Source organism: Pseudescherichia sp., from assembly GCF_032052675.1.
In the GTDB taxonomy this organism is placed as follows: domain Bacteria; phylum Pseudomonadota; class Gammaproteobacteria; order Enterobacterales; family Enterobacteriaceae; genus Pseudescherichia.
This window is the reverse complement of sequence record NZ_DAMBWA010000017.1, coordinates 1-26771: the sequence shown is the minus strand read 5'-3', so window position 1 is coordinate 26771 and position 26771 is coordinate 1. Positions and strand designations below refer to the sequence as shown.

The following is a 26771-nucleotide window of genomic DNA, read 5'->3' as shown; positions in this document are numbered from 1 at the left end:
TTACTTGAAGTAGCTCAGCAGCGTATTGATCACCGTGCGCTGGTTAACAGGCGTGAGATTGTAGAACAGCGGCAGGCGAAGCAAGCGCTCGCTCTCTTTCGTGGTATGGATATCTTCGCTAAAGAATTCACCAAAGCGCTGCCCCGCCGGGCTGGAGTGCAGCGGAATGTAGTGGAACACCGCCAGGATCTCCGCCTCCTTGAGGAAAGCGATGAGCTTGCTGCGATCTTCATCGTCGCGCAGCTTGATATAAAACATGTGCGCGTTGTGTTGGCACTCGGCCGGCATCGACGGTAGCTCAATACGCCCGGCACGCGCCAGCGGCGTCAGGGCGTCAAAATAGGTTTGCCACAGCGAAAGACGCTGCTGGTTGATACGATCCGCCGCCTCCAGCTGCGCCCACAGATAGGCCGCCTGCAGATCCGACATCAGGTAGCTGGAACCAATATCGCGCCAGGTGTACTTATCAACCTGGCCGCGGAAGAACTGGCTGCGGTTGGTGCCCTTCTCGCGAATAATTTCAGCGCGTTCAACCAGCGCACGGTCGTTGATCAGCGTCGCGCCGCCTTCACCACCGGCAGTATAGTTTTTGGTCTCATGGAAGCTAAAGCAGCCGATATGACCGATGGTACCCAGCGCGCGCCCTTTGTAGGTCGACATCACCCCCTGCGCGGCATCCTCTACCACGTACAGGTTATGCTGCTTCGCGATAGCCATAATGGTATCCATCTCACAGGCCACACCCGCATAGTGGACCGGCACGATAGCGCGCGTGTTCTCGGTGACGGCTGCCTCGATAAGCCGTTCATCAATGTTCATGGTGTCCGGACGGACATCAACAAAGACAATCTTCGCCCCGCGCAGCACAAAGGCGTTGGCGGTAGAGACGAAGGTGTAGCTGGGCATGATCACTTCATCGCCGGGCTGGATATCCAGCAGCAGCGCCGCCATCTCCAGCGAGGCGGTACAGGAAGGGGTCAACAGCACCTTGGCGCTGCCGAAACGTTGCTCCATCCACTGCTGGCAGCGCCGCGTGTAGCCGCCGTCGCCGCACAGCTTGCCGCTGCCCATCGCCGACTGCATGTAATCGAGTTCTGTACCCACAACCGGGGGCGCGTTAAAAGGGATCATAGTGTCACCTGTATAGCCAGTAGGCGGTGCTTTCCACGTTGGCACCGCTCTGAATGTAACGTTTAAGCGCCGCAGTATTTCCCATCTGGGTCGCGACACGCAGAATCGAAAGCTGACGCCGCTGTGCCCAAAGGAGCGCAGCCTGCATCAGGGCCTCCCCCGCACCGCGTCCGGCCAGCAGGCCAATACGCGCCTCGCTGTCGTTTAGCTGACGCAGCGAAACAAAGGCGCGGATCTCGCCGTTGGCGGCGCGCAACACCAGGCACTCATGGTCGAATGCGCCGTTAACGGCGTTTTCAATCCACTGGGCATAGAAGCGTCCGCTGGCGTCCGCAGGATACCAGGGGGTACGAAACCGGCTCTGCGCGAAGGCGGTGGCGGCCAGCTGGCGCAGCGGGACGATATCCGCCGCGGTCGCCACCTGCGCGCCGGGGTCGGTTATCGTTGCCGGCACGGCCAGGGCCAGATCCACCTCGCCCTCTACCAGCTGGAAACCCAGCCGCTGCAGCGCATCCAGCCGTGCGCTATCCGTCGCCGGGAGCTTGACCTGCACCCGTTGCCACGCGGCAAGCTGCGCCTCGCTCAGCGGCGCGGCACTGTCGTTCAGGCGCACAATGGCGCTGGAGATGCCAAAAAACTGGTTCTCCCAGGTTAAGGCCTCAACCGTACCGCATACCGTCATATTGCCGCCTTAGCGCCAGACGCCTTTGGTATCAATAATGTATTGCTGGGTAACGTGCTCACCGGCAATGGCTTTGAACTCGCGATGATCGACCAGCATGACCAGCACATCTGCCTCTGCCAGCGCCGCCTCCAGGCTGACCAGTTGGCAGCTCTCCGCCAGCTTCTTCGGCAGCTGATGAATGTTAGGCTCTACCACCAGCGTTGCACCGCTGTGCCACTCGGCAATGCTGTGAGCAATCTCCATCGCCGGGCTTTCCCGCAGATCGTCGATATTGGGCTTAAAGGCGAGGCCAAAGCAGGCGACTTTGATTTCGCTGGCCCGCTTGTTGTTAGCCGTGAGGCAGTCTGCCACCGTCGCTTTAACTTGATTAAGCACCCAGTGCGGTTTGCTATCGTTAACTTCACGGGCGGTACGGATCAACCGCGCCTGCTGCGGGTTCTGCGCCACGATAAACCACGGGTCGACCGCGATACAGTGACCGCCTACGCCCGGTCCTGGCTGTAAGATATTGACGCGCGGGTGACGGTTGGCGAGACGGATCAGCTCCCAGACGTTGATGCCTTGATCGGCGCAGATCAGCGACAGCTCATTAGCAAACGCGATATTGACGTCGCGGAAGCTGTTTTCGGTGAGCTTGCACATCTCAGCCGTGCGAGCGTTAGTAACCACACACTCGCCTTCAAGGAAGATCTTATACAGCTCGCTGGCACGGGCAGAGCACACCGGCGTCATGCCGCCAATGACCCTATCATTTTTGATCAGCTCAACCATCACCTGGCCCGGCAGCACGCGCTCAGGGCAGTAGGCAACGTTGATATCCGCCTGCTCGCCAGCCTGCTGAGGAAAGGTGAGATCCGGGCGCAGATCCGCCAGCCACTGGGCCATCTGCTCAGTTGCGCCTACCGGCGAGGTCGACTCGAGGATCACCAGCGCGCCTTTTTTCAGGACGGGGGCGAGTGATTTTGCTGCTGCCTCAACATAGGCCATATCCGGCTCGTGATCGCCTTTAAACGGCGTTGGTACGGCAATCAGGTAAGCATCCGCCTCGACCGGCGTGGTACAGGCGTGCAGATAGCCGCCCTCTACCGCGGCTTTCACCACCCGATCCAGCTCGGGTTCAACGATATGAATCTGCCCGCGATTGATGGTATCCACCGCATGCTGATTGATATCAACGCCTACGACGCGCTTCTGCCGGGAGGCAAAGGCCGCTGCGGTAGGCAATCCAATATAGCCCAGGCCAATAACAGAGATGGTTGTAAAGCTCATAGCGTTACCCGATTATTTTTAAGTGCGTGCAGAATACGTTCACAGGCTTGCCCATCACCGTAGGGGTTGTGCGCCCGGCTCATCGCCTGCCAGGCGTCATTATCTCGCAGCAGGCGCGTCACCTCTTCGACGATTCGCTGGCGATCGGTGCCCACCAGCCTTACCGTTCCGGCTTCGATGGCCTCCGGGCGCTCGGTGGTTTCGCGCATCACCAGCACCGGCTTGCCTAACGACGGCGCCTCTTCCTGAATACCGCCGGAATCCGTCAGGATCAGCCAGGCATGGGTCATCAGCCAGAGGAACGGCAGATAGTCCTGCGGCTCAATTAAGATAATGTTTTTAACGTGTCCAAGGATGCGGTTCACCGGCTCGCTGACGTTGGGGTTCAGGTGTACCGGATAGACGATCTGCACATCCTGATGTTTCGCCGCAATGTCGACCAGCGCATGACAGATCTGCTCAAACCCCTGGCCAAAGCTTTCCCGGCGGTGGCCGGTGACCAGCACCAGTTTTTTAGATTCGTCCAGGAATGGATATTGCGCCGCCAGTTCGCTGTGCAGGTTTTCATTATTCAATACCGTATCCCGCACCCAGAACAGCGCATCAATCACCGTATTACCAGTGACGAAGATCTGCTTATCCGGAATATTTTCGCGCAGCAGGTTCTGCCGGGCGTTCTGCGTCGGCGCAAAATGGTACATCGCCAGGTGGCCCGTCAGCGTGCGGTTAGCCTCTTCTGGCCAGGGCGAGGAGAGATCGCCCGTGCGCAGTCCGGCCTCGACGTGCCCAACGGGAATACGCTGGTAAAAGGCCGCCAGGCTGGCGGCAATCGTCGTTGTGGTATCACCGTGGACCAGCACAACGTCAGGCTTAAATGATTCCAGGATCGGCTTTAGCCCTTCGAGAATACGGCAGGTTATTTCCGTCAGTCCCTGCCCCGGCTGCATAATATCCAGGTCATAATCCGGAACAATGGAAAACAGGTTCAATACCTGGTCAAGCATCTCCCTGTGCTGCGCGGTCACGCAGACTTTGGCTTCAAAATAAGGGTCCTTTGCCAGCGCATGTACCAGAGGTGCCATCTTGATGGCTTCTGGTCGTGTGCCAAATACGGTCAGTACTTTCACAACGATTCTCTTCGATTAGATGATGAAGGCCCAGTGGCCTTCATATCAGGCAGCGCTTACAGTGAACGACGGCGCGTTAACGCAACACCAGCACCTATCAACGCCCCTACCATTCCCCACATAATCATCAGGAAGGCACGGCGCGGGCTATCGCGTTTTACCGGCTCTTCAGGCGTCCGCAAATAACGATATGTCTGAAAACGGGGATCGAGCGTGGGGCCTACGTTGAGGGTGTTCAGCATGGCTCGATTTTGATCATAGTCCAGATCGAACTCGGGCCCCACTGCCTGCAGGTTTTCCAGCCGCGCCTGCAGCATCGGACGCCCTAACAGGAACAGCTCTGAGTCGGGAAGCTCGTCAGGCGGGACTTCGGTCTCAGTGCGGGAGATATTGTGCTGCTCTGCCACTTTTAATGCCTGCACAACGCTGTGCGCCCGACGTTTGAAGATCGCGTTCGCGACCTCTTCCTGACGTTTCACCTGGGCTTTCATCTGGATAGTGCGGGCCGCCCATGCGCCTTTCAGCTCATCGTTAAGATGGCTGGCCGCGCGCTGGCTGGCAAAGGCGATATACTGACGCAGCAGGTTATTCGAGTCAGGCGCGGTTTCCGCCGTCAGCTTGACGCTGTCGCTGAGGTTACGCAGCGCGTCGGCGGGGGTGTACTGAATATTGTTAATCAGCTCATCCAGCAGCGCGGCGTCCGCCTTGCTGTTGCCCACCATCCGCTGCTTGTAGTAGTCGGTCTGCAACCAGAAGTCACGGCGCGTATCCCATGATGCTAATTGCATAATGAACTCTTTATACGCTTCGTCCATAACCGAGGGCTGATCGACCGATGCCAGGTTAGCTTTGACATCAAGATTGCGCAGAAACTGCTGCTGGGAGTAGAACCCGCCCAGCATGTTTACCGTTGGGCGATCGGTGATGGCCGTTGCGCCCCACTCCTGCCTGGCGAAGAAGGTGTAGGCTAGCGCGATAAGCGCAAAAGCCAACGCCACGCCGACAATCCAAAATTTCCCCGCCCATAAAGTACGAAACAAACCGCGAATATCCAGTTCATTTTCTATACTTCCTGTATGTTTTCCCGACAATGGTTGAGTCATCGCTATCCCAGAATTACTTGGTTAGAGTTGGTTTATGTCCACTATTGCGACGCATTTTACGTTTAACGCGTTTAATAAAGCGCGCCACTTTCCATGCACGTTTAATGCACCAGCCATACAGGAAGAAAGCTAGCACAAACAGTGCCAACATGACCCATTCAGGAATAAAGTGCAGATATTCCGTCACGACGCCGACGGCAGCCAGTAGGGCGGCGGCAAGGGTAATCAGTACGAAGGCCTGGCGGGAGGTAAACCCGGCGCGCATGATGAGATGGTGAATATGCTGACGGTCAGGCGAGAAGGGGCTCATCCCTTTGCGCAGGCGACGGTACATGATAGCGACCATGTCCATCAGCGGAATAGCGATGATCCACAGCGCCGTCACCGGGCTAATCGGGTGCGTTTGGCCCTGGGTGGTTTCCAGCAGGATCCAGATCACGGTAAAGCCAATCAGCGTACTGCCCGCATCGCCCATAAAGACTTTATAGCGGCGACCGAGAATACCGAGGTTGAGCAGGATATAGGGGAGGATGGCGGCGATCATAGCAAAGCACCACATCGCCAGGCTCAGCTGACCGTCAAACCACAGAATGATGCCAATGGCAGCAAAGGAGACGCAGGAGAGCCCCCCCAGCAGGCCATCAATACCGTCAACCATATTAAAGGCGTTGATGGCGGCCCAGACGGCAAACAGCGTCAGGAAGAAGCCAAACGGCCCCAGGACCATCTCCCAGGTACCAAAAATGTAACCAAGACTGTTGAGATAGAGTTTACCCACGACCATCATCACAATAGCGATGATCGCCTGCACGGTGGCGCGTATTTTTACGCTGATATCAAAGCGGTCGTCCAGCGCCCCGATGAAAACCAGAACCCCAGCACACGTCAGGTAGAGAGCGGCATGTGGAATATAGTAGTCAGCAATAGCAAACGTGTAGCAGATCCCGGCATAGACAGAGATACCGCCGACTAAGGGGATCAATCCCTGATGACGTTTACGAAAGTTTGGTTTATCGACCAATCCCACTTTTTTTGCCACCTTGCGGGCAAAAAAGAGAAAGATAAACGTGAGTAAAAAAATACTGAATAACTCAGTAACTGCAGTGAGTAAATTCACAATGCATGCTCTCAGCAAATGTTGAGCCCAGAAGTATAACGACGATGCTCTCTCTCCAAAAGAGATAAAGCAGGTCACATGCGGGCTCTATTGTATATTTTTCATTCAATTAGAACATAATCAGCTTGAATGCTTTGCATTACCATCGCCAGCCGTGGCCGACAGCGGATCCCCTGGCTATAGCCTATATTCCATAAATAAAAAACGCCACGTAAAAACGTGGCGTTTACAGGCTTTATTTAAGTTACGAGCGCTTCATCATATCGAAGAAGTCGTCGTTGGTTTTGGTCATTGCCAGCTTATTGATGAGGAACTCCATCGCATCAATCTCACCCATTGGGTGAATAATTTTGCGCAGGATCCACATTTTCTGCAGCTCTTCCTGAGTGGTGAGCAGCTCTTCTTTACGCGTACCGGAGCGGTTGTAGTCGATAGCCGGGAAGACGCGTTTCTCAGCGATTTTACGCGCGAGGTGCAGCTCCATGTTGCCGGTACCTTTAAACTCTTCGTAGATAACTTCATCCATTTTAGAGCCGGTATCAACCAGCGCGGTGGCGATGATGGTCAGGCTACCGCCCTCTTCCACGTTACGCGCAGCACCGAAGAAGCGTTTCGGACGGTGCAGGGCGTTGGCATCCACACCCCCGGTCAGCACCTTGCCAGACGCAGGTACGACGGTGTTATAAGCACGCGCCAGACGGGTAATGGAGTCGAGCAGAATGATAACGTCTTTTTTATGCTCAACCAGACGCTTCGCTTTCTCGATAACCATCTCAGCAACCTGAACGTGGCGAGACGCTGGCTCATCAAAGGTGGATGCAACCACTTCGCCTTTGACCAGGCGCTGCATCTCGGTCACCTCTTCCGGACGTTCGTCGATCAGCAGCACCATCAGGACACAGTCCGGGTGGTTATAGGCAATGCTCTGGGCGATGTTCTGCAGCAGCATTGTCTTACCCGCTTTCGGCGGTGCAACGATCAGGCCACGCTGGCCACGGCCAATCGGCGATGCCAGATCCAGAACACGTGCGGTTAAATCTTCTGTTGAACCGTTGCCGCGCTCCATACGCAGACGCGAATTGGCGTGCAGCGGGGTTAAGTTTTCAAACAGGATCTTATTGCGCGAGTTTTCCGGTTTGTCGTAGTTAACCTCGTTAACCTTCAACAGCGCAAAGTAACGTTCACCCTCTTTCGGAGGACGAATCTTACCTGAAATGGTGTCACCAGTGCGGAGGTTGAAACGGCGGATTTGGCTAGGGGATACGTAGATGTCATCAGGACCGGCGAGGTAGGAGCTGTCTGCAGAGCGGAGGAAACCAAATCCATCCTGCAATATCTCTAACACACCGTCGCCAAAGATATCTTCGCCACTCTTAGCATGCTGCTTCAGGATGGCAAAAATGATGTCCTGCTTGCGCATACGTGCCTGGTTTTCCAGACCCATATTTTCGCCGAGAGTAATCAGCTCAGAAACCGGCGTATTCTTTAATTCGGTAAGATTCATAGTGGTGTGGGTTCTTAAACTCGGGGTAAATCTCGAACTTAATGTGTGAATGGTATGGCAGGATCATCCATGCCTGTTAGCGGCCATCAACTCATGTCTGTTCGCTGTCTGCTTACAGGAAGAACACAGAACTGAAACGACAAGACGGATTGAGTGACAAGCCCGGAATCTATCCACTTCTCTCGCGGCGCTGTGCCTGGCGGGAAGCATCGGGTACAACCTGATTCAGACTGACAAATGGTTCAAACTGACAAGGTTCAAACGACAAAGATATGTTTATTTCGAAGTCAAAACTAACTTAGCACGACTAAAGCCGGGCGTCCAGCAATCCACTAAAATTAGAAGAGCCAGACGCCAGGCGGTGAGAGCCCTTACGCCAGGTTGGCGTCCAGGAACTCTTTCAGCTGCCCTTTAGAGAGCGCGCCTACCTTGGTTGCCGCCACTTCGCCGTTTTTGAACAGCAGCAGGGTCGGGATACCGCGAATGCCGTATTTCGGCGCGGTGCCAGGGTTCTGGTCGATGTTCAGCTTAGCCACGGTCAGTTTGCCCTGGTACTCGTCAGCGATCTCATCCAGAATCGGGGCGATCATTTTGCACGGACCGCACCACTCTGCCCAGAAATCAACAAGGGTCAGCCCTTCCGCTTTGAGTACGTCCGTGTCAAAACTGTCGTCGGTCAGGTGAATAATTTTATCGCTCATATTTACTCCACAGGATTATGTCTACCTTATTAAGGTCTGTAGCATAGCCTGGCTAAAGGTTGACGTTATTTCACCCCGTTTATTTGAACGGATGTGCTTTCGTAAAGCAATAGTAAACTGATATTCTACCACACTATGAGCAAAACACATTTAACAGAACAGAAGTTTTCCGACTTCGCCCTGCACCCGAAGGTGATTGAAGCCCTTGAAAATAAAGGCTTTCATAACTGCACCCCCATCCAGGCACTCGCCCTTCCGCTAACGCTGGCGGGTCGGGATGTAGCGGGACAGGCGCAAACCGGTACCGGCAAAACGATGGCGTTCCTGACGTCAACGTTTCATTATCTTCTCTCTCACCCGGCGATCGAAGACCGCAAGGTGAACCAACCGCGCGCGCTGATCATGGCTCCAACCCGTGAGCTGGCGGTGCAAATTCATGCCGATGCTGAGCCGCTGGCCCAGACCACCGGCCTGAAACTGGGCCTCGCCTACGGCGGCGACGGCTATGACAAACAGCTTAAGGTGCTGGAGAGCGGCGTTGATATTCTTATCGGCACCACCGGCCGCCTGATCGATTACGCAAAACAGAACCATATCAACCTGGGCGCAATCCAGGTGGTGGTACTGGACGAAGCCGATCGCATGTACGATCTCGGCTTTATTAAAGACATTCGCTGGCTGTTCCGTCGCATGCCTGCGGCAAACCAGCGCCTGAACATGCTCTTCTCTGCAACGCTCTCCTGGCGCGTTCGCGAGCTGGCGTTTGAGCAGATGAATAACGCCGAGTACGTGGAAGTTGAACCGGAACAGAAAACCGGCCACCGCATTAAAGAAGAGCTTTTCTATCCGTCCAACGAAGAGAAAATGCGTCTCCTGCAAACGCTGATCGAAGAGGAGTGGCCGGATCGCGCCATCGTCTTCGCGAACACCAAGCACCGTTGTGAAGATATCTGGGGCCACCTGGCTGCCGATGGTCATCGCGTTGGGCTGCTGACCGGCGACGTTGCGCAGAAAAAACGCCTGCGTATTCTTGAAGAGTTTACCCGTGGCGATCTGGATATCCTGGTCGCAACCGACGTTGCTGCTCGCGGCCTGCATATTCCTGCCGTCACCCACGTCTTTAACTACGACCTGCCGGACGACTGCGAAGACTATGTTCACCGCATTGGCCGTACCGGCCGCGCAGGCGCAAGCGGACACTCCATCAGCCTTGCCTGTGAAGAGTATGCCCTGAACCTGCCAGCTATCGAGACCTATATCGATCACTCGATTCCGGTCAGTAAATATAATCCGGATGCGCTGCTGAGCGAGCTGCCGCCGCCGAAGCGCCTGCCTCGCACGCGCCCAGGCAATGGTCCGCGCCGCACGGGTGGTGGTGCACCACGTAACAGACGTCGTTCAGGTTAATACCCTATGCTCACCTCTAACTCGCTCTATGCCGCTATTGATTTAGGTTCGAATAGTTTTCATATGCTGGTTGTGCGCGAGGTGGCGGGAAGCATACAGACCTTAACCCGCATCAAACGTAAAGTGCGCCTGGCGGCGGGACTGGACCGGGATAACCGGCTCTCCCCGGATGCGATGGCGCGCGGCTGGCAATGCCTGCGCCTGTTTGCAGAACGGCTGCAGGATATTCCCCCCATGCAGATCCGGGTGGTCGCCACCGCAACCCTGCGTCTGGCCGTCAACGCCGAGCAGTTTCTTGCCACCGCGCAGGAAATTTTAGGCACGCCTGTGCAGGTGATTAGCGGTGAAGACGAGGCGCGGCTGATCTATCAGGGCGTGGCCCACACCACCGGCGGTGACGATCGACGTCTGGTGGTGGATATCGGCGGTGCCAGCACCGAGCTGGTGACCGGTACAGGCGCGCAGGCTACTTCGCTCTTTAGCCTGTCGATGGGCTGTGTCACCTGGCTTGAGCGTTTCTTTACCGATCGCAATCTGGCCAAAGAAAATTTCGACGCGGCGGAAAAGGCGGCGCGGGAGGTTCTGCTGCCGGTGGCCGATGCGCTGCGTCGTCACGGCTGGAAAATCTGCGTTGGGGCATCCGGCACCGTTCAGGCATTGCAGGAGATCATGATGGCGCAGGGCATGGATGAGTGCATCACCCTTGCCAAACTGCAGCAGCTCAAGCAGCGCGCTATTCAGTGTGGGCGTCTGGAAGAGCTGGAGATCGAAGGCCTGACCCTGGAGCGAGCGCTGGTCTTCCCAAGCGGCCTGGCCATTCTGATCGCCATCTTTAGCGAGCTGGAGGTGCAGGGCATGACCCTGGCCGGCGGTGCGCTGCGTGAAGGGCTGGTCTACGGCATGCTGCATCTGCCCGTCGATCACGATATTCGCAGCCGCACGCTGCGCAATCTTCAGCGCCGGTTTATGGTCGATTCCGGCCAGGCCCAGCGCGTAGCCCAGCTGGCCTCCCGCTTTGCGGAGCAGGTTCAGAGTGCATGGCAGCTGGAGCCGTTAAGCCGCGAGCTGCTGCTTAGCGCTTGCCATCTGCATGAGATTGGCCTGAGCGTCGATTTTAAGCACGCTTCCCAGCACGCCGCCTACCTGGTGCGTAATCTGGATCTGCCCGGCTTTACGCCTGCGCAGAAGAAGCTACTGGCCACCCTTCTGCTCAACCAGACTAACCCGGTCGACCTCTCCTCGCTGCACCAGCAAAACGCCGTACCGCCGCGTACCGCAGAGCATCTCTGTCGTCTGCTGCGCCTGGCGATTATCTTTGCCAGCCGCCGTCGGGATGAGTTTTTACCCGATGTCGTCCTGGCCGCTAACGGCGAGGCGCTCACGCTCACGCTGCCTGAGAACTGGCTGGCGACGCACCCGCTGGGTGCTGAGATGCTCGGTCAGGAGTGTCAGTGGCAGAGCTACGTCCACTGGGCGTTGGCAGTCAACTAGTCGGTTGTGTCGGGTGGCGCTGCGTTTACCCGACACCCGACCTACCGGTTCCATTACTATTTAGCTTTAGCTTTCGCCATCATTGCGCGAATATTCGCGATACTCGCCTGCCCTTTATGCATCCGCTCTTCTGCACTTACCACTTTGCGCTCCTGCTCCCAGATCAGATCGTCCTGCGGTAGCTCCAACAGGAAGCGGCTCGGCTCGGGGCGCACCAGCTCACCATACTGACGCCGCTCTTTGCATAGGGTAAAGTTCAGCTCTTTTTGCGCCCGAGTGATGCCGACGTAGGCCAGCCGACGCTCTTCGTCGATGTTATCCTCGTCGATGCTGCTCTGGTGGGGCAGCAGCCCCTCTTCCATACCGACCAGGAAAACGTAGGGAAACTCCAGCCCCTTGGAGGCGTGCAGGGTCATCAGCTGAACCTGATCGGACTCCTCATCGCTTTCGCCCCGCTCCATCATGTCGCGCAGGGTAAAGCGCGTCACCACCTGGGTAAGCGTCATCGGCTCGTCGATCTCTGACCCTTCCAGCATCTCGGTCATCCAGCTAAAGAGCGTGTTGACGTTTTTCATCCGCATCTCCGCCGCTTTAGGGCTGGGCGAGGTTTCAAACAGCCAGGATTCGTAGTCGATGCCGTGGATCAGATCGCGCACTGCAGCAATCGGCTCCCGTTCAGAGAGACGCTGTACTTCGCTTAGCCAGTGGGTAAAGCGGGTCAGCGACTCATATCCGCGCCCGCTCAGCGTCTGGGTGAGGCCCATGTCAAAGCTGGCGGCAAACAGCCCTTTGTTACGGGTATTGGCCCACTCCCCCAGCTTTTGCAGCGTCGCCGGCCCGATCTCGCGCTTCGGCGTATTCACGATACGCAGGAAGGCGCTATCGTCGTCTGGATTGGTCAACACCCGCAGGTAGGCCAGCAGGTCCTTGATCTCCGGACGGGAGAAGAATGAGGTGCCGCCCGAAATACGGTACGGAATACGGTTCTGCATCAGAAACTTTTCAAACACTCGCGACTGATGGTTACCACGATAGAGAATGGCGTAATCTTTGTACTGGGTCTTATTGATAAAGTGGTGCGCAATCAGCTCGCCCGTCACGCGCTCGGCCTCATGATCTTCATGGTTGGCGCTGAGCACCTTCAGCTCCGGCCCGTAGCCCAGCTCTGAAAAGAGCTTTTTTTCAAAAACGTGTGGGTTATTGGCGATCAGAATGTTGGCCGCCTTCAGGATGCGCCCCGACGAGCGATAGTTCTGCTCGAGCTTAATCACCTGCAGCGCCGGGAAATCCTGGCTAAGCAGGACCAGGTTTTGCGGACGCGCTCCGCGCCAGGAGTAGATCGACTGGTCGTCATCGCCTACCACCGTAAAGCGCGCCCGCGCCCCCACCAGCAGCTTAACCAGCTCATACTGGCTGGTGTTGGTATCCTGATACTCATCCACCAGCAGGTAGCGGATCTTGTTCTGCCAGCGCTCGCGCACCTCTTCGTTACGCTGGAGCAGCAGGGTCGGCAGCAGGATCAGGTCATCGAAGTCCAGCACGTTGCAGGCCTTCATATGGGCGTCATACAGGCTGTAGCAGTGGGCGAAGATACGATCCCGCTCGCCCTTTGCCTGCGCTGCCGCCTGCGCCGGGGTCATAAGATCGTTTTTCCAGTTAGAGATCGTCGAGATCAGCTGCTGAAGGATCGTCTTATCATCTTCGATCAGCCCCTCGGTGAGATCCTTAAGCAGCGCGACCTGATCGGTATCATCAAAGAGCGAAAAGTTAGATTTCATGCCCAGCGCGGCATACTCGCGCTTGATAATATCCAGCCCCAGGGTGTGGAAAGTGGAGATCATCAGGCCGCGCGCCTCTTTACGCCCCAGGGTCTGGCCTACACGCTCTTTCATCTCGCGTGCAGCTTTGTTGGTAAAGGTCACCGCCGCGATATGCCGGGCCTGGTAGCCGCAGCCGCGGATCAGATGCGCTATCTTGTTGGTAATGACGCGAGTTTTACCGGATCCAGCCCCTGCCAGTACCAGGCAGGGTCCGGTGACAAATTCGACGGCTTGCTGTTGCCCTGGATTTAGACGCATGGGATCACTCAATGAAAGTCGGGAGAGGAGAAAAAACGCGTGGTAGTATAGCCAGCCTAAACCACCCCACTCAAGGCACGATCATGGCAAAAACAGCGGCAGCGATGCATATCCTTGTTAAAGAAGAGAAACTGGCTCTGGATCTTCTGGAGCAGATTAAAAACGGCGGCGACTTCGAGAAGCTGGCGAAGAAACACTCTACCTGCCCGTCAGGCAAAAAGGGCGGTCACCTGGGTGAATTCCGCCAGGGCCAGATGGTGCCGGCCTTCGATAAAGTGGTGTTCTCCTGCCCGGTGCTGGAGCCGACCGGCCCGCTGCACACCCAGTTCGGTTACCACATTATCAAGGTGTTATATCGTAACTAATAAAAAGCCCGGTGGCGCTAACGCTTACCGGGCCTACATGTTTGTCTGTGACTTTCCCCTATGGATTTTGGCTTGCAGGAAGGCGGCAAATGAGTACATCCCCAGGAGCATAGATAACTATGTGACTGGGGTGTACGAGTGAAGCCAACGCATCTGCGAGTCGAAAGACGACGGGGAAATTAGCCAGCAACCGCGATACGCTTCATATCGGTCATATAGCCGCGCAGTTTCTGGCCCACTTTCTCAATCTCGTGGCTGCGAATCGCTTCGTTCACGTCACGCAGCTGGGCATTGTCTACCGCCGAGCCCTCTACCGCTTTGCCCAGATCGCCCGCCTGCAGGGTGGTCATGAACTCCTTCAACAGCGGTACGCAGGCGTAGGAGAAGAGATAGTTGCCGTACTCTGCGGTATCGGAGATAACCACGTTCATCTCATACAGACGCTTACGCGCGATGGTGTTGGCGATCAGCGGCAGCTCGTGCAGTGACTCATAGTAGGCGGACTCTTCAATGATGCCGGAATCGACCATCGTTTCGAATGCCAGCTCAACGCCCGCTTTCACCATTGCGATCATCAGAACGCCTTTATCGAAGTACTCCTGCTCGCTGATTTTGCCGTCAAACTGCGGCGCGGTCTCAAACGCGGTTTTGCCGGTCTCTTCGCGCCAGGTGAGCAGGTTCTTATCGTCGTTGGCCCAGTCGGCCATCATGCCGGAGGAGAACTCACCGGAGATGATGTCATCCATATGCTTCTGGAACAGCGGAGCCATGATCTCTTTCAGCTGCTCGGAGAGCGCGTAGGCACGCAGCTTCGCCGGATTAGAGAGACGGTCCATCATCAGGGTGATGCCGCCCTGCTTCAGCGCTTCGGTGATGGTTTCCCAGCCGAACTGGATCAGTTTTTCGGCGTAGGCCGGGTCGGTACCCTCTTCCACCAGCTTGTCGAAGCAGAGCAGCGAGCCCGCCTGCAGCATACCGCAGAGGATAGTCTGCTCGCCCATCAGGTCAGATTTTACTTCTGCAACGAAGGAGGACTCCAGCACGCCCGCACGGTGACCGCCGGTGGCCGCGGCCCAGGCTTTGGCAATCGCCATGCCTTCGCCTTTCGGATCGTTCTCCGGGTGCACGGCGATCAGCGTCGGCACGCCGAAACCACGCTTGTACTCTTCACGCACTTCGGTACCCGGACATTTCGGGGCAACCATCACCACGGTGATATCTTTACGGATCTGCTCGCCTACTTCCACGATGTTGAAGCCGTGAGAGTAGCCCAGCGCCGCGCCGTCTTTCATCAGCGGCTGTACGGTGCGAACCACGTCAGAGTGCTGCTTGTCCGGCGTCAGGTTAACCACCAGATCCGCCTGCGGGATCAGCTCTTCATAGGTGCCCACTTTAAAGCCGTTTTCGGTGGCCTTACGCCATGATGCGCGCTTCTCAGCAATTGCCTCTTTACGCAGCGCGTAGGAGATATCCAGACCGGAGTCACGCATGTTCAGGCCCTGGTTCAGACCCTGTGCGCCACAGCCGACGATAACCACTTTTTTACCCTGCAGGTAGCTCGCGCCGTCGGCGAACTCATCGCGTCCCATAAAGCGACATTTACCCAGCTGGGCCAGCTGCTGGCGCAGGTTCAGTGTATTAAAGTAGTTAGCCATGATGATACCTCGTGATGGTGTGTCGTGCTTATTGTTCGGTTCGCGTTCTCGCGAGAATGAATCCACTATATGACAGGAAATGCGTTGCTGAAATTGATATATTCACAATATGACATTGCACTTTCTGCAACGTAAACACAGAGGCTCTGCATATGGATCTGCGCGATCTAAAAATCTTTCTCCACCTGGCGGAGAGCCGTCACTTCGGCCGCAGCGCGCGGGCGATGCACGTCAGCCCATCGACGCTGTCGCGTCAGATCCAGCGGCTGGAGGAAGATCTCGGTCAACCGCTGTTTGTGCGTGACAACCGCACCGTCACTCTGACCGAGGCGGGTGATGAGCTGCGTACCTTCGCCCAGCAGACCCTGCTCCAGTACCAGCAGCTGCGCCATACCATTGACCAGAAAGGTCCCTCGCTCTCCGGCGAGCTCAGGCTGTTCTGCTCGGTGACGGCGGCCTACAGCCATCTGCCGCCGATCCTTGACCGGTTCCGCGCCGAACACCCCTCCGTCGAGATCAAGCTCACCACCGGCGACGCCGCCGATGCGGTAGAGCGCGTGGTGACCGGCGAAGCGGATCTGGCCATTGCCGGCAAGCCAGAGATGCTGCCCGGTGCGGTAGCTTTTTCGACGCTGGAGAATCTGGCGGTGGTGCTGATCGCCCCGGCGCTGCCCTGCCCGGTACGTAGCCAGGTTTCGGTAACGGAGCCTGACTGGTCGACGGTGCCCTTTATCATGGCCGACCAGGGGCCAGTACGAAAGCGTATTGAGCTGTGGTTCCGGCGGCAGAAGATCAGCAATCCGTCGATCTACGCCACCGTTGGCGGCCATGAGGCTATGGTCTCGATGGTTGCCCTTGGCTGCGGCGTGGCGTTGATCCCAGAGGTAGTGCTGGAAAACAGCCCCGAGCCGGTGCGCAACCGCGTGATGATTTTAGAGCGCAGCGATGAGAAGACGCCGTTCGAGCTTGGCGTCTGCGCACAAAAAAAGCGGCTGCATGAGCCGCTGATTAGCGCGTTTTGGGAGATCCTGCCGAACCCTTAGCCCGCAAGGAAGAAGCGGAACGCCGGGTTATTGCTCTCGTTATGGCAGTAGTAGCCCAGCTCGCTCAGGCGGGTTTCGAAATCTGGCTCGTGCTCGCCCAGCTCAAAGGCGGCCAGCACGCGGCCATAGTCTGTACCGTGGCTGCGGTAGTGGAACAGCGAGATATTCCAGTGAGTGCCCAGGGTGTGCAGGAACTTCAGCAGCGCGCCGGGAGACTCCGGAAACTCAAAGCTATAGAGACGCTCCTTAAGCGGCTTCGACGGACGACCGCCTACCATGTAGCGCACGTGCAGCTTGGCCATCTCATCGTCGGAGAGATCGACCACGCTGTAGCCGCCCTCGTTCAGCAGAGCAAGGATCTCCTTGCGCTCCTCCAGCCCGCGGCTCAGGCGCACGCCCACAAAGATGCAGGCATCATGGGCATCGGCAAAGCGGTAGTTGAATTCGGTGACCGAGCGACCGCCCAGCAGCTGGCAGAACTTCAGGAAGCTCCCCTTCTCTTCAGGAATCGTCACCGCCAGCAGCGCTTCACGCTGTTCACCTAGCTCGCAGCGTTCAGAGACGTAGCGCAGGCCGTGGAAGTTGACGTTCGCGCCGGAGAGCACGTGTGCCAGCCGTTCGCCGCGAATGTTGTGCTGGGCAATGTATTTCTTCATGCCCGCCAGGGCCAGCGCGCCGGAAGGTTCCGCCACCGCCCGCACATCCTCGAACAGATCCTTCATGGCGGCGCAGATCGCGTCGCTGTCGACGGTGATGATATCGTCGAGATACTCCCGGCAGACGCGGAAGGTCTCGTCGCCGATGCGCTTAACCGCCACCCCTTCGGCAAAGAGCCCAACCCGGGGCAGATCCACCGGCTGCCCGGCGTCCAGCGCCGCTTTCAGGCAGGCTGAATCCTCCGCTTCCACCGCAATCACCTTGATCTGCGGCATCAGCTGTTTAATCAGCACCGCCACGCCCGCCGCCAGGCCGCCGCCGCCCACCGGCACAAAGACGCGGTCGATGTGCGCATCTTGTTGGAGCAGCTCCAACGCCAGCGTACCCTGTCCGGCAATGACCATCGGGTGATCGAACGGCGGCACCCAGGTGAAGCCTTGCTGTTGGGCCAGCTCGATAGCTTTCGCCTTTGCCTCGTCGAAGTTAGCCCCGTAGAGCAGCACTTCGCCGCCAAAGTTGCGTACCGCATCGACTTTAATATCGGCGGTGGCGACCGGCATGACGATCAGCGCCTTTAGCCCGAGACGTGCCGCTGAGAACGCCACCCCCTGAGCGTGGTTACCCGCCGAGGCGGTGATCACCCCCCGCGCCTTCTGCTCTTCGGTGAGCCCAGCCATCATGGCATAGGCACCGCGCAGCTTGAAGCTGTGTACCGGCTGGCGGTCTTCGCGCTTCACCAGAATGACGTTATCCAGGCGTGACGAGAGCTTCTCCATCTTTTGCAGCGGCGTTACCTGCACCGCTTCATAGACCGGCGCGCGCAGCACTGCCCGCAGGTACTCCGCCCCCTCGGGGGCGGCGGACAAGGGTTGGGATTCGGCCACGATTAGCCTCCCAGTTTGGATTTATCGCGTACCGCGCCTTTGTCTGCGCTGGTCGCAAGGCTGGCATAGGCGCGCAGCGCGAAGGAGACCTGGCGCTCACGCGCTTTTGGCGTCCACGCTGCCGCACCGCGTGCGTCCTGCGCTTCCCGGCGTGCGGCCAGCTCCTGGTCGCTCACCTGCAGCTGAATACCGCGGTTTGGAATATCGATGGCAATCATATCGCCATCTTCAATCAGCGCGATGTTGCCGCCGCTGGCCGCTTCCGGCGAGACGTGGCCAATAGAGAGGCCAGAGGTACCGCCGGAGAAACGCCCGTCGGTGACCAGTGCGCAGGCCTTACCAAGGCCCATTGATTTCAGGAAGGTGGTTGGGTAGAGCATCTCCTGCATCCCCGGCCCGCCTTTCGGCCCTTCGTAGCGAATGACCACGACGTCGCCCGCCACAACTTTCCCGCCGAGAATGGCCTCTACCGCATCATCCTGGCTTTCGTATACTTTCGCCGGACCGGTAAATTTCAGAATGCTGTCGTCTACGCCGGCGGTTTTAACGATGCAGCCGTTTTCGGCAAAGTTACCGTACAGCACCGCCAGACCACCGTCTTTGCTGTAGGCGTGTTCCAGCGAGCGGATACAGCCTTCAGCACGATCGTCATCCAGGCTATCCCAGCGGCAATCCTGCGAGAACGCCTGGGTCGTACGAATGCCCGCCGGACCGGCGCGGAACATCTTTTTCACCGCCTCGTCCTGGGTCAGCATCACGTCGTACTGCTCCAGCGTCTGCGGCAGCGTCAGGCCCAGCACGTTTTTCACGTTGCGGTTCATCAGACCGGCGCGATCCAGCTCGCCCAGAATACCCAGAACGCCACCCGCACGGTGCACGTCTTCCATATGGTACTTCTGAGTACTTGGCGCGACCTTACAGAGCTGCGGAACCTTGCGCGAGAGCTGGTCGATATCACTCATAGTGAAGTCGATCTCGGCTTCCTGGGCCGCCGCCAGCAGGTGCAGAACGGTATTGGTAGAGCCGCCCATAGCGATATCCAGCGTCATGGCGTTTTCGAATGCGGCTTTGCTGGCGATGTTACGCGGCAGCGCGCTCTCATCATCCTGCTCGTAATAACGCTTGGTGAGCTCAACAATACGTGACCCGGCATTGAGGAACAGCTGCTTACGATCGGCGTGGGTCGCCAGCAGCGAGCCGTTGCCCGGCTGTGACAGGCCCAGCGCTTCGGTCAGGCAGTTCATGGAGTTGGCGGTGAACATACCGGAGCAGGAGCCGCAGGTCGGACAGGCGGAACGTTCTACCTGCTCGCTCTGCTCGTCGGACACTTTCGGATCCGCGCCCTGAATCATGGCGTCGACCAGGTCGAGTTTAATGATCTTGTCAGAGAGCTTGGTTTTCCCGGCTTCCATCGGGCCGCCGGAGACAAAAATAACCGGAATGTTCAGGCGCAATGAGGCCATCAGCATCCCCGGGGTGATCTTATCGCAGTTGGAGATACAGACCATCGCATCCGCACAGTGGGCGTTGACCATGTACTCTACCGAGTCGGCGATCAGCTCGCGAGATGGCAGTGAATAGAGCATGCCCCCGTGGCCCATCGCGATACCGTCATCGACCGCAATGGTATTGAACTCTTTCGCCACGCCGCCTGCAGCTTCAATTTGCTCGGCAACCAGCTTGCCCAGATCGCGCAGGTGCACGTGACCCGGTACGAACTGAGTAAATGAGTTCACCACGGCGATAATCGGCTTGTCGAAGTCGGCGTCGGTCATCCCGGTTGCGCGCCACAGCGCGCGGGCACCTGCCATGTTACGGCCGTGGGTGGTGGTAGCGGAACGGTACTTAGGCATGCTCTTTTTACTCCCATCTCTTTTCCCTTCATTCTTCACGCCACAGGTGCGTTGGCTGCCTCGCTCACCCCAGTTACTTACTACAGTAAGCTCCTGGGGATTCTCTGCGTTGGCGCCTTCCTGCGACGCGAATTATTTTGGGAAAATATTATTTGTTATGTTACTGGTTAACCTGATCCAACCAGCCGTACTTATCTTCTGTTTCGCCGGTGAACAGGCCGAAGAACGCTTGCTGGATGCGCTTGGTGACCGGGCCACAGCGGCCTTCGCCAACCTGGATACCATCTACGCTGCGCACCGGGGTGATCTCGGCAGCGGTACCTGACATGAAGACTTCATCGGCCAGGTAGAGAGATTCGCGGGAGAGCACCTGCTCGCGTACTTCGATACCCAGATCTTTCGCCAGCTTGATGATGGCGTCGCGGGTGATGCCCGGCAGCGCGGAAGAGGTAAACGGCGGGGTGAACAGAATGCCGTCTTTCACTTCAAACAGGTTTTCACCGGCGCCTTCGGAGATGTAGCCGTTAACGTCCAGCGCAATCCCTTCCTGATAGCCGTGGCGGCGCGCTTCGCTACCCACCAGCAGGGAGGAGAGGTAGTTACCGCCCGCTTTCGCCGCGGTCGGGATGGTGTTTGGCGCAACGCGGTTCCAGGAGGAGACCATTGCGTCGATACCCTGATCCAGCGCTTCCGCACCCAGGTAGGCACCCCACGGGAAGGCGGCGATGATCACATCGGTACCGTAACCGTCCGGCGGGTTCACGCCCATACCAACATCACCCACGAAGACCAGCGGGCGAATATAGGCGCTGGTCAGGTTGTTTTTGCGGATCACCGCGCGGCAGGCTTCCATCAGTTCATCAACGCTTTGTGAAACCGGGAAACGATAGATTTTTGCTGAATCACGCAGACGCTGCATGTGTTCGCGATGGCGGAACACCACTGGCCCTTTGTGCGAGTCGTAGCAGCGGATACCTTCAAATACGGAGGTACCGTAGTGCAACGCATGGGACATTACGTGTACTTTCGCTTCGCCCCACGGAACCATCTCGCCATTGAACCAAATGTAGTCAGCTTTCTTCGTCGTCATTTTTCTTCCTTTTGCGCTCAGGCGCGGATTTGTTGTGTTGGGGTTGAACGTTGTTGGATCTCGACGCGCGCTACGTCGACCAGTTTGCTCAACTGGCTAAACAGTAATTCGACAGAGCGCAGGCTGGCAACGGTCAATTCAATATTTATGCTCTGCGCATCGGTGGCTGTTTCCATATTCATGGCGCAAATCTGAAAGCCACGGTGGCGAACCACGCGTAAAACACGCTCTAACGTTTCTGGATTGAAGCGGGCCTGAACGGCGACCTGATGTTGCATCATGATAATTTCTCCAGCATTTGTGCGTTGCTTGCACCGGGTGGTACCAGGGGCCAGACGTTCTCAAGCTCATCGATTGAGACATGAAGCAGGTAAGGCCCTTCGCTTGCGAGCATGGCGTCAAGTGCCGCTTCAACCTGGTCTTTACGGGTGATGTGCTGGCCAGGAATGCCGAAGGCGCGGGCCAGCATGAGGAAATCGGGGTTATCAGTCAGGGTGGTTTCGCTATAGCGCTCCTGGAAGAAGAGCTGCTGCCACTGGCGAACCATGCCTAAGCGTTGGTTATCCAGCAGGACGATCTTCAGCGGCAGCTGCTTTCGCTTCACGGTGCCCAGCTCCTGCACGTTCATCATGAAGGAGCCGTCACCGGAGATACAGATTACGGTATCGTCCGGGCGCGCTATCTGTGCCCCAACGGCGGCCGGCAGGCCAAAGCCCATCGTGCCTAAGCCGCTGGAGGTAATAAAGTTTTCCGGGCGGCTGTAGGTCATATGCTGCGCGGACCACATCTGATGCTGCCCAACGTCGGTAGTCACTACGCTCTCCTGAGGCTTGCGGTCAGAGAGCTGTTTTAACAGCAGCGGCGCGTAGATCGCCTCGCCTGGATGATCGTAGCGCCATTCATATTCACGGCGCATCTCTGCCGCGTGCTGGCGCCATGCATCGATCGCTAACGGCTGCTGCAAAGCGGGCAGTAACCCATTGAGATCGCCCTGCAGCGCCACGTGCGCCTGGCGCAGCTTGTTCATCTCTGCCGGGTCGATATCCATATGGATCACGCTGGCGTGTGGCGCAAAGGTGTTCAGCTTGCCGGTCACCCGATCGTCGAAGCGCGCGCCCACGGCGATAAGCAGGTCGCACTCCTGTACCGCCAGGTTGGCAGCTTTGGTGCCGTGCATCCCCAGCATGCCCAGGTAGTACGTGTAATCCGCCTCTACGGCCCCCAGCCCTTTCAGCGTACAGGTAGCCGGGATCTGCGTCGCGGCGATAAATTCACGCAGCGCCGGGACGGCCTGCGCCATGCCCACTCCACCGCCGACGTACAGCATCGGCTTCTGCGCCTGGGCCAGCATCTGGCGGGCTTGCGCAACATCGGCATGCGGGAAGGTATCATCGTCTTCAACGGTAGAGAAATGCGGCTCCAGCTCACCTACGGCAACCTGAATATCTTTCGGGATATCGACCAACACCGGACCTGGACGGCCTGAGTTTGCCACCTGGAACGCTTCCGCCATCACGCGCGGCAGCTCCTCCAGCGACTGCACCAGAAAGCTATGCTTGGTGCAGGCCAGCGACAAACCGAGGACGTCCACTTCCTGAAACGCGTCGGTGCCAATAAACGGCGAGGCGACCTGGCCGGTGATGGCAACAACGGGAACGGAATCGAGCAGCGCATCGGCAAGGCCGGTGATCAGGTTGGTCGCACCGGGACCAGAGGTAGCGATACAGACCCCGGTTTTGCCGGTAGAGCGGGCATAGCCAATAGCCGCCATCGCCGCACCCTGCTCATGGCGACACAGCAGATGTTCCACGCCACCGTCATACAACGCATCGTAAACCGGCATAATTGCGCCGCCAGGGTAACCGAAAACCGTTTCGACTCCCTGCGCCCGCAATGCATGTACTACCCATTGTGCCCCATTCATAGTTAGTTCCCCGTCGTAAATCGTGAGAAACAGAATTTTGTGCTACAGACCATTCTTTGCTCCTCGTTGTTGTTTTAAGGTCATAAAAAAACCCCCGGACCTTTCGGTGCGGGGGTCTTAGTTCGTTAAGGCTTGTTTTTTAAGCCTTTCCTCGTCCAAGTGCAGCCCCGCACGGTGGGATAATAATCACCACCACGCTAATCACGACCAGGCTAATCACTCGTAGAAGGGCTGTCATTTTCTGTACTTTCTGGCTTCTTGTTCGAAGGAATACCTAAAGAGTTATCACAGTTTTTGCTAACGACACAAGATTTTTTTATAAGTTTTTTATTGGAGTGATCGCAGGTATTCATAAAACGTATTGTTTTTTATAAGAAAAAGATTAAGTGAAAATAATTCACCTGCGAACGATTTTTTTATGAGTGCGCGCCTGCTTCCAGCATTCGGCATGTGTTGCATCACGAGTGAAAATAGTGCCGAACCCAGGCTGCAAAAATGCCGATGCGTAGCTGTCGGTGACAAACCCCAGCGGCATAATCCCGCCATCAGAGGAGGAGCTATGTCACTGTCGGTTATCTATACCCGTGCGGCGTTAGGCGTCACCGCACCGCTCATTACGGTTGAGGTGCATATCAGCGCCGGGCTTCCCGGTCTTACCATCGTTGGTCTCCCGGAAACGACGGTCAAGGAGGCGCGCGATCGCGTGCGCAGCGCCATTATCAACAGCGGCTATACGTTTCCGGCAAAGAAGATCACGATTAACCTTGCGCCAGCGGATCTGCCTAAGGAGGGGGGACGTTATGATTTACCTATCGCTATTGCGCTTCTGGCGGCCTCTGAGCAGCTCACTGCATCCCACTTAAGTCACTACGAGTTTGTCGGTGAACTCGCGCTTACAGGCGCGCTGCGTGGCGTTCCCGGCACGATCCCCAGCGCTCAGGAGGCCACGCGCGCAGGCAGGCAAATTATCGTTGCTGCCGATAACGAAGCTGAAGTCGGACTTATTGAGGCCTCCCGGTGCCTGATTGCGGACCATCTTCAGGAAGTGTGTGCCTATCTTGAAGGAAAGCATCAGCTTCAGGAGGCCGCCCCCGATACAGACACGATCCCCGTAGCGGAAAACGATCTCAGCGACGTGATTGGTCAGGAGCAGGGTAAACGGGCGCTAGAGATCACTGCTGCAGGCGGGCATAACCTGCTACTGATCGGCCCACCGGGCACGGGTAAGACCATGCTGGCCAGCCGCCTGAATAGCCTATTACCGCCTTTGACTAACCGTGAGGCGCTGGAGAGCGCGGCAATTATCAGCCTGACGAATGCCGCCATGCTAAAAAAGCAGTGGCGGCGCAGGCCCTTCCGTTCGCCTCATCACAGCGCTTCCCTAACCGCTATGGTAGGCGGCGGGTCAATTCCCGGCCCGGGCGAAATTTCACTGGCGCATAATGGCATCCTGTTTCTGGATGAGTTGCCAGAGTTCGAGCGGCGTGTTCTGGATGCTCTGCGCGAACCTATTGAGTCCGGACAGATTCATATTTCACGAACCCGGGCCAAGGTGACCTATCCCGCCCGCTTTCAGCTGATAGCGGCGATGAACCCCAGCCCTACCGGCCACTATCAGGGGAACCATAACCGTGCGACGCCAGAGCAGACGCTGCGCTATCTGAGCAAACTTTCGGGACCATTTCTTGATCGCTTTGATCTCTCTCTGGAGATCCCCCTTCCCCCACCGGGGTTGCTGCGCCATGCGGATAGCCGCAGCGAACAGGGAGAGGCGGTACGCGCCCGCGTGCTTGCTGCACAAGAGATTCAGTATCGACGCCAGCACATGCTTAACGCCCGGCTTGAAAGCGCTGCTATACACGAATACTGTCAGCTGGTGCCAGAGGATGCCGACTGGCTTGAAAAGACGCTTGCACAGCTTGGGCTATCGATACGCGCCTGGCAGCGCCTGCTTAAGGTGGCACGCACCATTGCCGATCTGGAAGAGAGTAAGACGATACGCAGGGCGCATCTACAGGAGGCGCTGGGCTATCGCGCTGTTGACCGACTGCTCATCCATCTACAGAAAATGATGGGATAAAAAAAGGGGCCGTAGCCCCTGGGTTTTTTAATCGTCGGATTCGGTGTAATCTTCCGCGCCTTCCATCTGCGGCTTACCGCCGGAGAGGGTATGGAAGCGTTTCGGACGCTTGATGCGCGTCATGTACTTACTCCAGACGCGTTCCGCTTCAGTGACGGGCTCGCGCTGGCCACGGCAGACGGCGACAAACAGCTCTTCTTCTTCTGTCACCGGCTCACGCTTGCCGAGATCGAGTTCGTTGAAAGCATAACCGTGCCGCTCCAGCAGCTGCGCCTCTTTAATGGTGAAATCACCATGACGAGAGAACCCGCGCGGGTAGTATTTGTTGTCGAAAAAACGATTAGTCGTCGTAAAGCTTTCCGCCATCCTACACACTCCTAATTCTTTGGCCGAGCTATTTATGGCGCGGAGTATTAGTTACGCTTGACAGAGTGTAAAACAAAACATTTAAATCATAACGACAAATAATTTTGTGGAGAAAGCTGTGGATACGGAATTGCTAAAAACTTTCCTGGAAGTGAGCAGGACTCGTCACTTTGGACGCGCTGCCGAAGCGCTCTATCTGACACAATCAGCGGTCAGTTTTCGTATTCGCCAGCTTGAGAATCAGCTTGGGGTAAACCTTTTCACCCGCCATCGCAACAATATCCGCCTTACGGTAGCGGGTGAGAAACTCCTGCCCTATGCAGAGACGCTAATGAATACCTGGCAGGCAGCCCGTAAAGAGGTGGCCCATAGCTCGCAGCACAATGAGTTCTCTATTGGCGCAAGCGCATCGCTGTGGGAGTGCATGCTGAACGGCTGGCTAGGTCGGCTCTATCAGACACATAAAAGCTTACAATTTGAAGCGCGTATCGCACAGCGACAATCACTGGTAAAACAGCTGCATGAGCGGCAGCTGGATCTGCTGATTACGACTGAAGCCCCCAAAATGGATGAGTTCAGTAGTCAGCTGCTGGGACACTTTGCCCTTGCGCTCTACTGTACCGTTCCGTCGCGCCTGAAATCGGCCCTGAACTACCTGCGCCTCGAGTGGGGTCCTGATTTTCAGCAGCATGAGTCTGGCCTGATAGCCAGTGACGAGATCCCTCTGCTAACGACCAGCTCCGCTGAAATTGCCCGCCAACAGCTAGGATCGTTGGAGGGTTGCACCTGGCTACCGGTCTCATGGGCCAGGGAAAAGCCCGATCTGCATATGGTGGCAGATACGCTGACGCTCTCACGCCCGCTTTACGCTATCTGGCTACAGAACAGCGATAAACAGAGCCAGATTAAAGATCTTTTGAAAACTAGCGTGATGGAATAATTCAAGGATACGGTGCAGGGACGCAGCGTAGAGTTGAGTGTGGCGAGGTAAGAGAGTGAAAGAGAGGAGATCGTAAATTGCAGGCAAAAAAAATCCTTTGCCTAAGCAAAGGATCCTAATATGGCAGGGGCGGAGAGACTCGAACTCGCGACACCCGGTTTTGGAGACCGGTGCTCTACCAACTGAGCTACGCCCCTAAAATTTCTTACTATTAAGCCTGCTATAGATGAGCAGGCTTAATTTTATAATAAGTGGCGGAACGGACGGGACTCGAACCCGCGACCCCCTGCGTGACAGGCAG

At 57.0% G+C, this 26771-nt stretch carries 24 protein-coding genes and 1 tRNA gene; 6 read left to right on the top strand and 19 right to left on the bottom strand.

The annotated features are described in order from the left end of the window. The 8 genes from rffA to trxA all read right to left on the bottom strand — a co-directional run bounded on the left by rffA (window position 1) and on the right by trxA (window position 8637). Window positions 1-1131 (bottom strand): dTDP-4-amino-4,6-dideoxygalactose transaminase, encoded by a 1131-nt coding sequence (rffA, locus tag RTX96_RS18510; RefSeq protein WP_312671760.1) that lies wholly within the window; start codon window positions 1129-1131, stop codon window positions 1-3. A 4-nt stretch (window positions 1132-1135) separates the two neighbouring features. Next, window positions 1136-1813 carry a dTDP-4-amino-4,6-dideoxy-D-galactose acyltransferase gene (gene rffC / locus RTX96_RS18505; protein ID WP_312671759.1) on the bottom strand — a complete coding sequence of 226 codons (678 nt, stop codon included), beginning with the start codon at window positions 1811-1813 and terminating at the stop codon, window positions 1136-1138. Between the two features lie 9 nt (window positions 1814-1822). Next, a complete protein-coding gene (gene wecC, locus RTX96_RS18500) occupies window positions 1823-3085 on the bottom strand; it encodes a UDP-N-acetyl-D-mannosamine dehydrogenase (protein WP_312671758.1) in 1263 nt (420 codons plus the stop codon). After that, window positions 3082-4212, bottom strand: coding sequence for a non-hydrolyzing UDP-N-acetylglucosamine 2-epimerase (wecB, locus tag RTX96_RS18495; protein ID WP_103821833.1), 1131 nt, complete (start codon window positions 4210-4212; stop codon window positions 3082-3084). Before wecB ends, wecC begins: the two co-directional genes overlap by 4 nt. Before the next feature lie 56 nt (window positions 4213-4268). Further along, window positions 4269-5315: an ECA polysaccharide chain length modulation protein gene (wzzE, locus tag RTX96_RS18490; RefSeq protein WP_312671757.1), complete on the bottom strand. Its 1047-nt coding sequence runs from the start codon at window positions 5313-5315 to the stop codon at window positions 4269-4271. Window positions 5316-5328: 13 nt separating this feature from the next. Further along, window positions 5329-6432 carry a UDP-N-acetylglucosamine--undecaprenyl-phosphate N-acetylglucosaminephosphotransferase gene (gene wecA, locus RTX96_RS18485; RefSeq protein WP_312671756.1) on the bottom strand — a complete coding sequence of 368 codons (1104 nt, stop codon included), beginning with the start codon at window positions 6430-6432 and terminating at the stop codon, window positions 5329-5331. 244 nt (window positions 6433-6676) lie between these two features. Beyond that, complete coding sequence (rho, locus tag RTX96_RS18480; RefSeq protein WP_042394994.1) at window positions 6677-7936, bottom strand: transcription termination factor Rho; 1260 nt, start codon at window positions 7934-7936, stop codon at window positions 6677-6679. 371 nt (window positions 7937-8307) lie between these two features. Next, entirely contained in the window at window positions 8308-8637 is a 330-nt protein-coding gene (gene trxA / locus RTX96_RS18475; RefSeq protein ID WP_042394997.1) for a thioredoxin TrxA, read from the bottom strand. Between the two features lie 135 nt (window positions 8638-8772). Here trxA and rhlB point away from each other — a divergent pair, with 135 nt between their 5' ends. Beyond that, window positions 8773-10044, top strand: coding sequence for an ATP-dependent RNA helicase RhlB (rhlB, locus tag RTX96_RS18470; RefSeq protein ID WP_103821830.1), 1272 nt, complete (start codon window positions 8773-8775; stop codon window positions 10042-10044). Window positions 10045-10050: 6 nt separating this feature from the next. Then, window positions 10051-11535 carry a guanosine-5'-triphosphate,3'-diphosphate diphosphatase gene (gene gppA, locus RTX96_RS18465; protein ID WP_312671755.1) on the top strand — a complete coding sequence of 495 codons (1485 nt, stop codon included), beginning with the start codon at window positions 10051-10053 and terminating at the stop codon, window positions 11533-11535. Window positions 11536-11591: 56 nt separating this feature from the next. On the opposite strand, the gene rep is transcribed toward gppA, so the two are convergent. Next, entirely contained in the window at window positions 11592-13613 is a 2022-nt protein-coding gene (gene rep / locus RTX96_RS18460) for a DNA helicase Rep (RefSeq protein WP_312269991.1), read from the bottom strand. 83 nt (window positions 13614-13696) lie between these two features. Between rep and ppiC the strand changes: the two genes are divergently transcribed. Continuing rightward, window positions 13697-13978, top strand: coding sequence for a peptidylprolyl isomerase PpiC (gene ppiC / locus RTX96_RS18455; protein WP_024555327.1), 282 nt, complete (start codon window positions 13697-13699; stop codon window positions 13976-13978). Between the two features lie 179 nt (window positions 13979-14157). Here the strand turns inward: ppiC and ilvC are convergent, their stop codons facing one another. Beyond that, on the bottom strand, window positions 14158-15633 hold the full coding sequence (gene ilvC, locus RTX96_RS18450; RefSeq protein ID WP_103821827.1) for a ketol-acid reductoisomerase: 1476 nt from the start codon (window positions 15631-15633) through the stop codon (window positions 14158-14160). Between the two features lie 152 nt (window positions 15634-15785). Between ilvC and ilvY the strand changes: the two genes are divergently transcribed. Then, window positions 15786-16676, top strand: a complete 891-nt coding sequence (ilvY, locus tag RTX96_RS18445) for an HTH-type transcriptional activator IlvY (protein WP_312269992.1) — start codon at window positions 15786-15788, stop codon at window positions 16674-16676. On the opposite strand, the gene ilvA is transcribed toward ilvY, so the two are convergent. From ilvA to ilvL, 7 genes are all read right to left on the bottom strand, one after another. Next, window positions 16673-18217, bottom strand: a complete 1545-nt coding sequence (ilvA, locus tag RTX96_RS18440; RefSeq protein ID WP_103821825.1) for a threonine ammonia-lyase, biosynthetic — start codon at window positions 18215-18217, stop codon at window positions 16673-16675. The genes ilvY and ilvA overlap by 4 nt on opposite strands. A gap of 2 nt (window positions 18218-18219) precedes the next feature. Further along, window positions 18220-20070 (bottom strand): dihydroxy-acid dehydratase, encoded by a 1851-nt coding sequence (ilvD, locus tag RTX96_RS18435; RefSeq protein WP_312671754.1) that lies wholly within the window; start codon window positions 20068-20070, stop codon window positions 18220-18222. 160 nt (window positions 20071-20230) lie between these two features. Then, on the bottom strand, window positions 20231-21160 hold the full coding sequence (locus RTX96_RS18430; RefSeq protein ID WP_042395023.1) for a branched-chain amino acid transaminase: 930 nt from the start codon (window positions 21158-21160) through the stop codon (window positions 20231-20233). 17 nt (window positions 21161-21177) lie between these two features. Continuing rightward, the gene (gene ilvM, locus RTX96_RS18425) at window positions 21178-21441 is read right to left on the bottom strand and encodes an acetolactate synthase 2 small subunit (protein ID WP_312671753.1); all 264 of its coding nucleotides are present in this window, start codon (window positions 21439-21441) and stop codon (window positions 21178-21180) included. Continuing rightward, window positions 21438-23084: an acetolactate synthase 2 catalytic subunit gene (gene ilvG, locus RTX96_RS18420; RefSeq protein WP_312671752.1), complete on the bottom strand. Its 1647-nt coding sequence runs from the start codon at window positions 23082-23084 to the stop codon at window positions 21438-21440. The genes ilvM and ilvG overlap by 4 nt, the downstream gene beginning before the upstream one ends. Before the next feature lie 2 nt (window positions 23085-23086). Beyond that, entirely contained in the window at window positions 23087-23137 is a 51-nt protein-coding gene (ilvX, locus tag RTX96_RS18415; RefSeq protein WP_181016676.1) for a peptide IlvX, read from the bottom strand. 86 nt (window positions 23138-23223) lie between these two features. Further along, window positions 23224-23322: an ilv operon leader peptide gene (ilvL, locus tag RTX96_RS18410; protein ID WP_001311244.1), complete on the bottom strand. Its 99-nt coding sequence runs from the start codon at window positions 23320-23322 to the stop codon at window positions 23224-23226. A gap of 321 nt (window positions 23323-23643) precedes the next feature. On the opposite strand from ilvL, the gene RTX96_RS18405 reads away from it, so the two are divergent. Beyond that, window positions 23644-25164, top strand: coding sequence for a YifB family Mg chelatase-like AAA ATPase (locus RTX96_RS18405; protein WP_312671751.1), 1521 nt, complete (start codon window positions 23644-23646; stop codon window positions 25162-25164). Window positions 25165-25191: 27 nt separating this feature from the next. Here the strand turns inward: RTX96_RS18405 and maoP are convergent, their stop codons facing one another. Next, a complete protein-coding gene (gene maoP, locus RTX96_RS18400; protein WP_042395035.1) occupies window positions 25192-25530 on the bottom strand; it encodes a macrodomain Ori organization protein MaoP in 339 nt (112 codons plus the stop codon). Window positions 25531-25636: 106 nt separating this feature from the next. Between maoP and hdfR the strand changes: the two genes are divergently transcribed. Beyond that, window positions 25637-26470, top strand: a complete 834-nt coding sequence (hdfR, locus tag RTX96_RS18395) for an HTH-type transcriptional regulator HdfR (RefSeq protein ID WP_103821821.1) — start codon at window positions 25637-25639, stop codon at window positions 26468-26470. Between the two features lie 121 nt (window positions 26471-26591). Here hdfR and RTX96_RS18390 read toward each other — a convergent pair. Then, a tRNA-Trp gene (locus RTX96_RS18390) sits at window positions 26592-26667 on the bottom strand. Window positions 26668-26771: the final 104 nt, after the last annotated feature.

Coding starts and splice junctions, on each gene's coding strand:
- rffA (WP_312671760.1), bottom strand. CDS start 1,131: ATGATCCCTTTTAACGCGCCCCCGGTTGTGGGTACAGAACTCGATTAC.
- rffC (WP_312671759.1), bottom strand. CDS start 1,813: ATGACGGTATGCGGTACGGTTGAGGCCTTAACCTGGGAGAACCAGTTT.
- wecC (WP_312671758.1), bottom strand. CDS start 3,085: ATGAGCTTTACAACCATCTCTGTTATTGGCCTGGGCTATATTGGATTG.
- wzzE (WP_312671757.1), bottom strand. CDS start 5,315: ATGACTCAACCATTGTCGGGAAAACATACAGGAAGTATAGAAAATGAA.
- rho (WP_042394994.1), bottom strand. CDS start 7,936: ATGAATCTTACCGAATTAAAGAATACGCCGGTTTCTGAGCTGATTACT.
- trxA (WP_042394997.1), bottom strand. CDS start 8,637: ATGAGCGATAAAATTATTCACCTGACCGACGACAGTTTTGACACGGAC.
- rhlB (WP_103821830.1), top strand. CDS start 8,773: ATGAGCAAAACACATTTAACAGAACAGAAGTTTTCCGACTTCGCCCTG.
- gppA (WP_312671755.1), top strand. CDS start 10,051: ATGCTCACCTCTAACTCGCTCTATGCCGCTATTGATTTAGGTTCGAAT.
- rep (WP_312269991.1), bottom strand. CDS start 13,613: ATGCGTCTAAATCCAGGGCAACAGCAAGCCGTCGAATTTGTCACCGGA.
- ppiC (WP_024555327.1), top strand. CDS start 13,697: ATGGCAAAAACAGCGGCAGCGATGCATATCCTTGTTAAAGAAGAGAAA.
- ilvC (WP_103821827.1), bottom strand. CDS start 15,633: ATGGCTAACTACTTTAATACACTGAACCTGCGCCAGCAGCTGGCCCAG.
- ilvY (WP_312269992.1), top strand. CDS start 15,786: ATGGATCTGCGCGATCTAAAAATCTTTCTCCACCTGGCGGAGAGCCGT.
- ilvD (WP_312671754.1), bottom strand. CDS start 20,070: ATGCCTAAGTACCGTTCCGCTACCACCACCCACGGCCGTAACATGGCA.
- RTX96_RS18430 (WP_042395023.1), bottom strand. CDS start 21,160: ATGACGACGAAGAAAGCTGACTACATTTGGTTCAATGGCGAGATGGTT.
- ilvM (WP_312671753.1), bottom strand. CDS start 21,441: ATGATGCAACATCAGGTCGCCGTTCAGGCCCGCTTCAATCCAGAAACG.
- ilvG (WP_312671752.1), bottom strand. CDS start 23,084: ATGAATGGGGCACAATGGGTAGTACATGCATTGCGGGCGCAGGGAGTC.
- ilvL (WP_001311244.1), bottom strand. CDS start 23,322: ATGACAGCCCTTCTACGAGTGATTAGCCTGGTCGTGATTAGCGTGGTG.
- RTX96_RS18405 (WP_312671751.1), top strand. CDS start 23,644: ATGTCACTGTCGGTTATCTATACCCGTGCGGCGTTAGGCGTCACCGCA.
- maoP (WP_042395035.1), bottom strand. CDS start 25,530: ATGGCGGAAAGCTTTACGACGACTAATCGTTTTTTCGACAACAAATAC.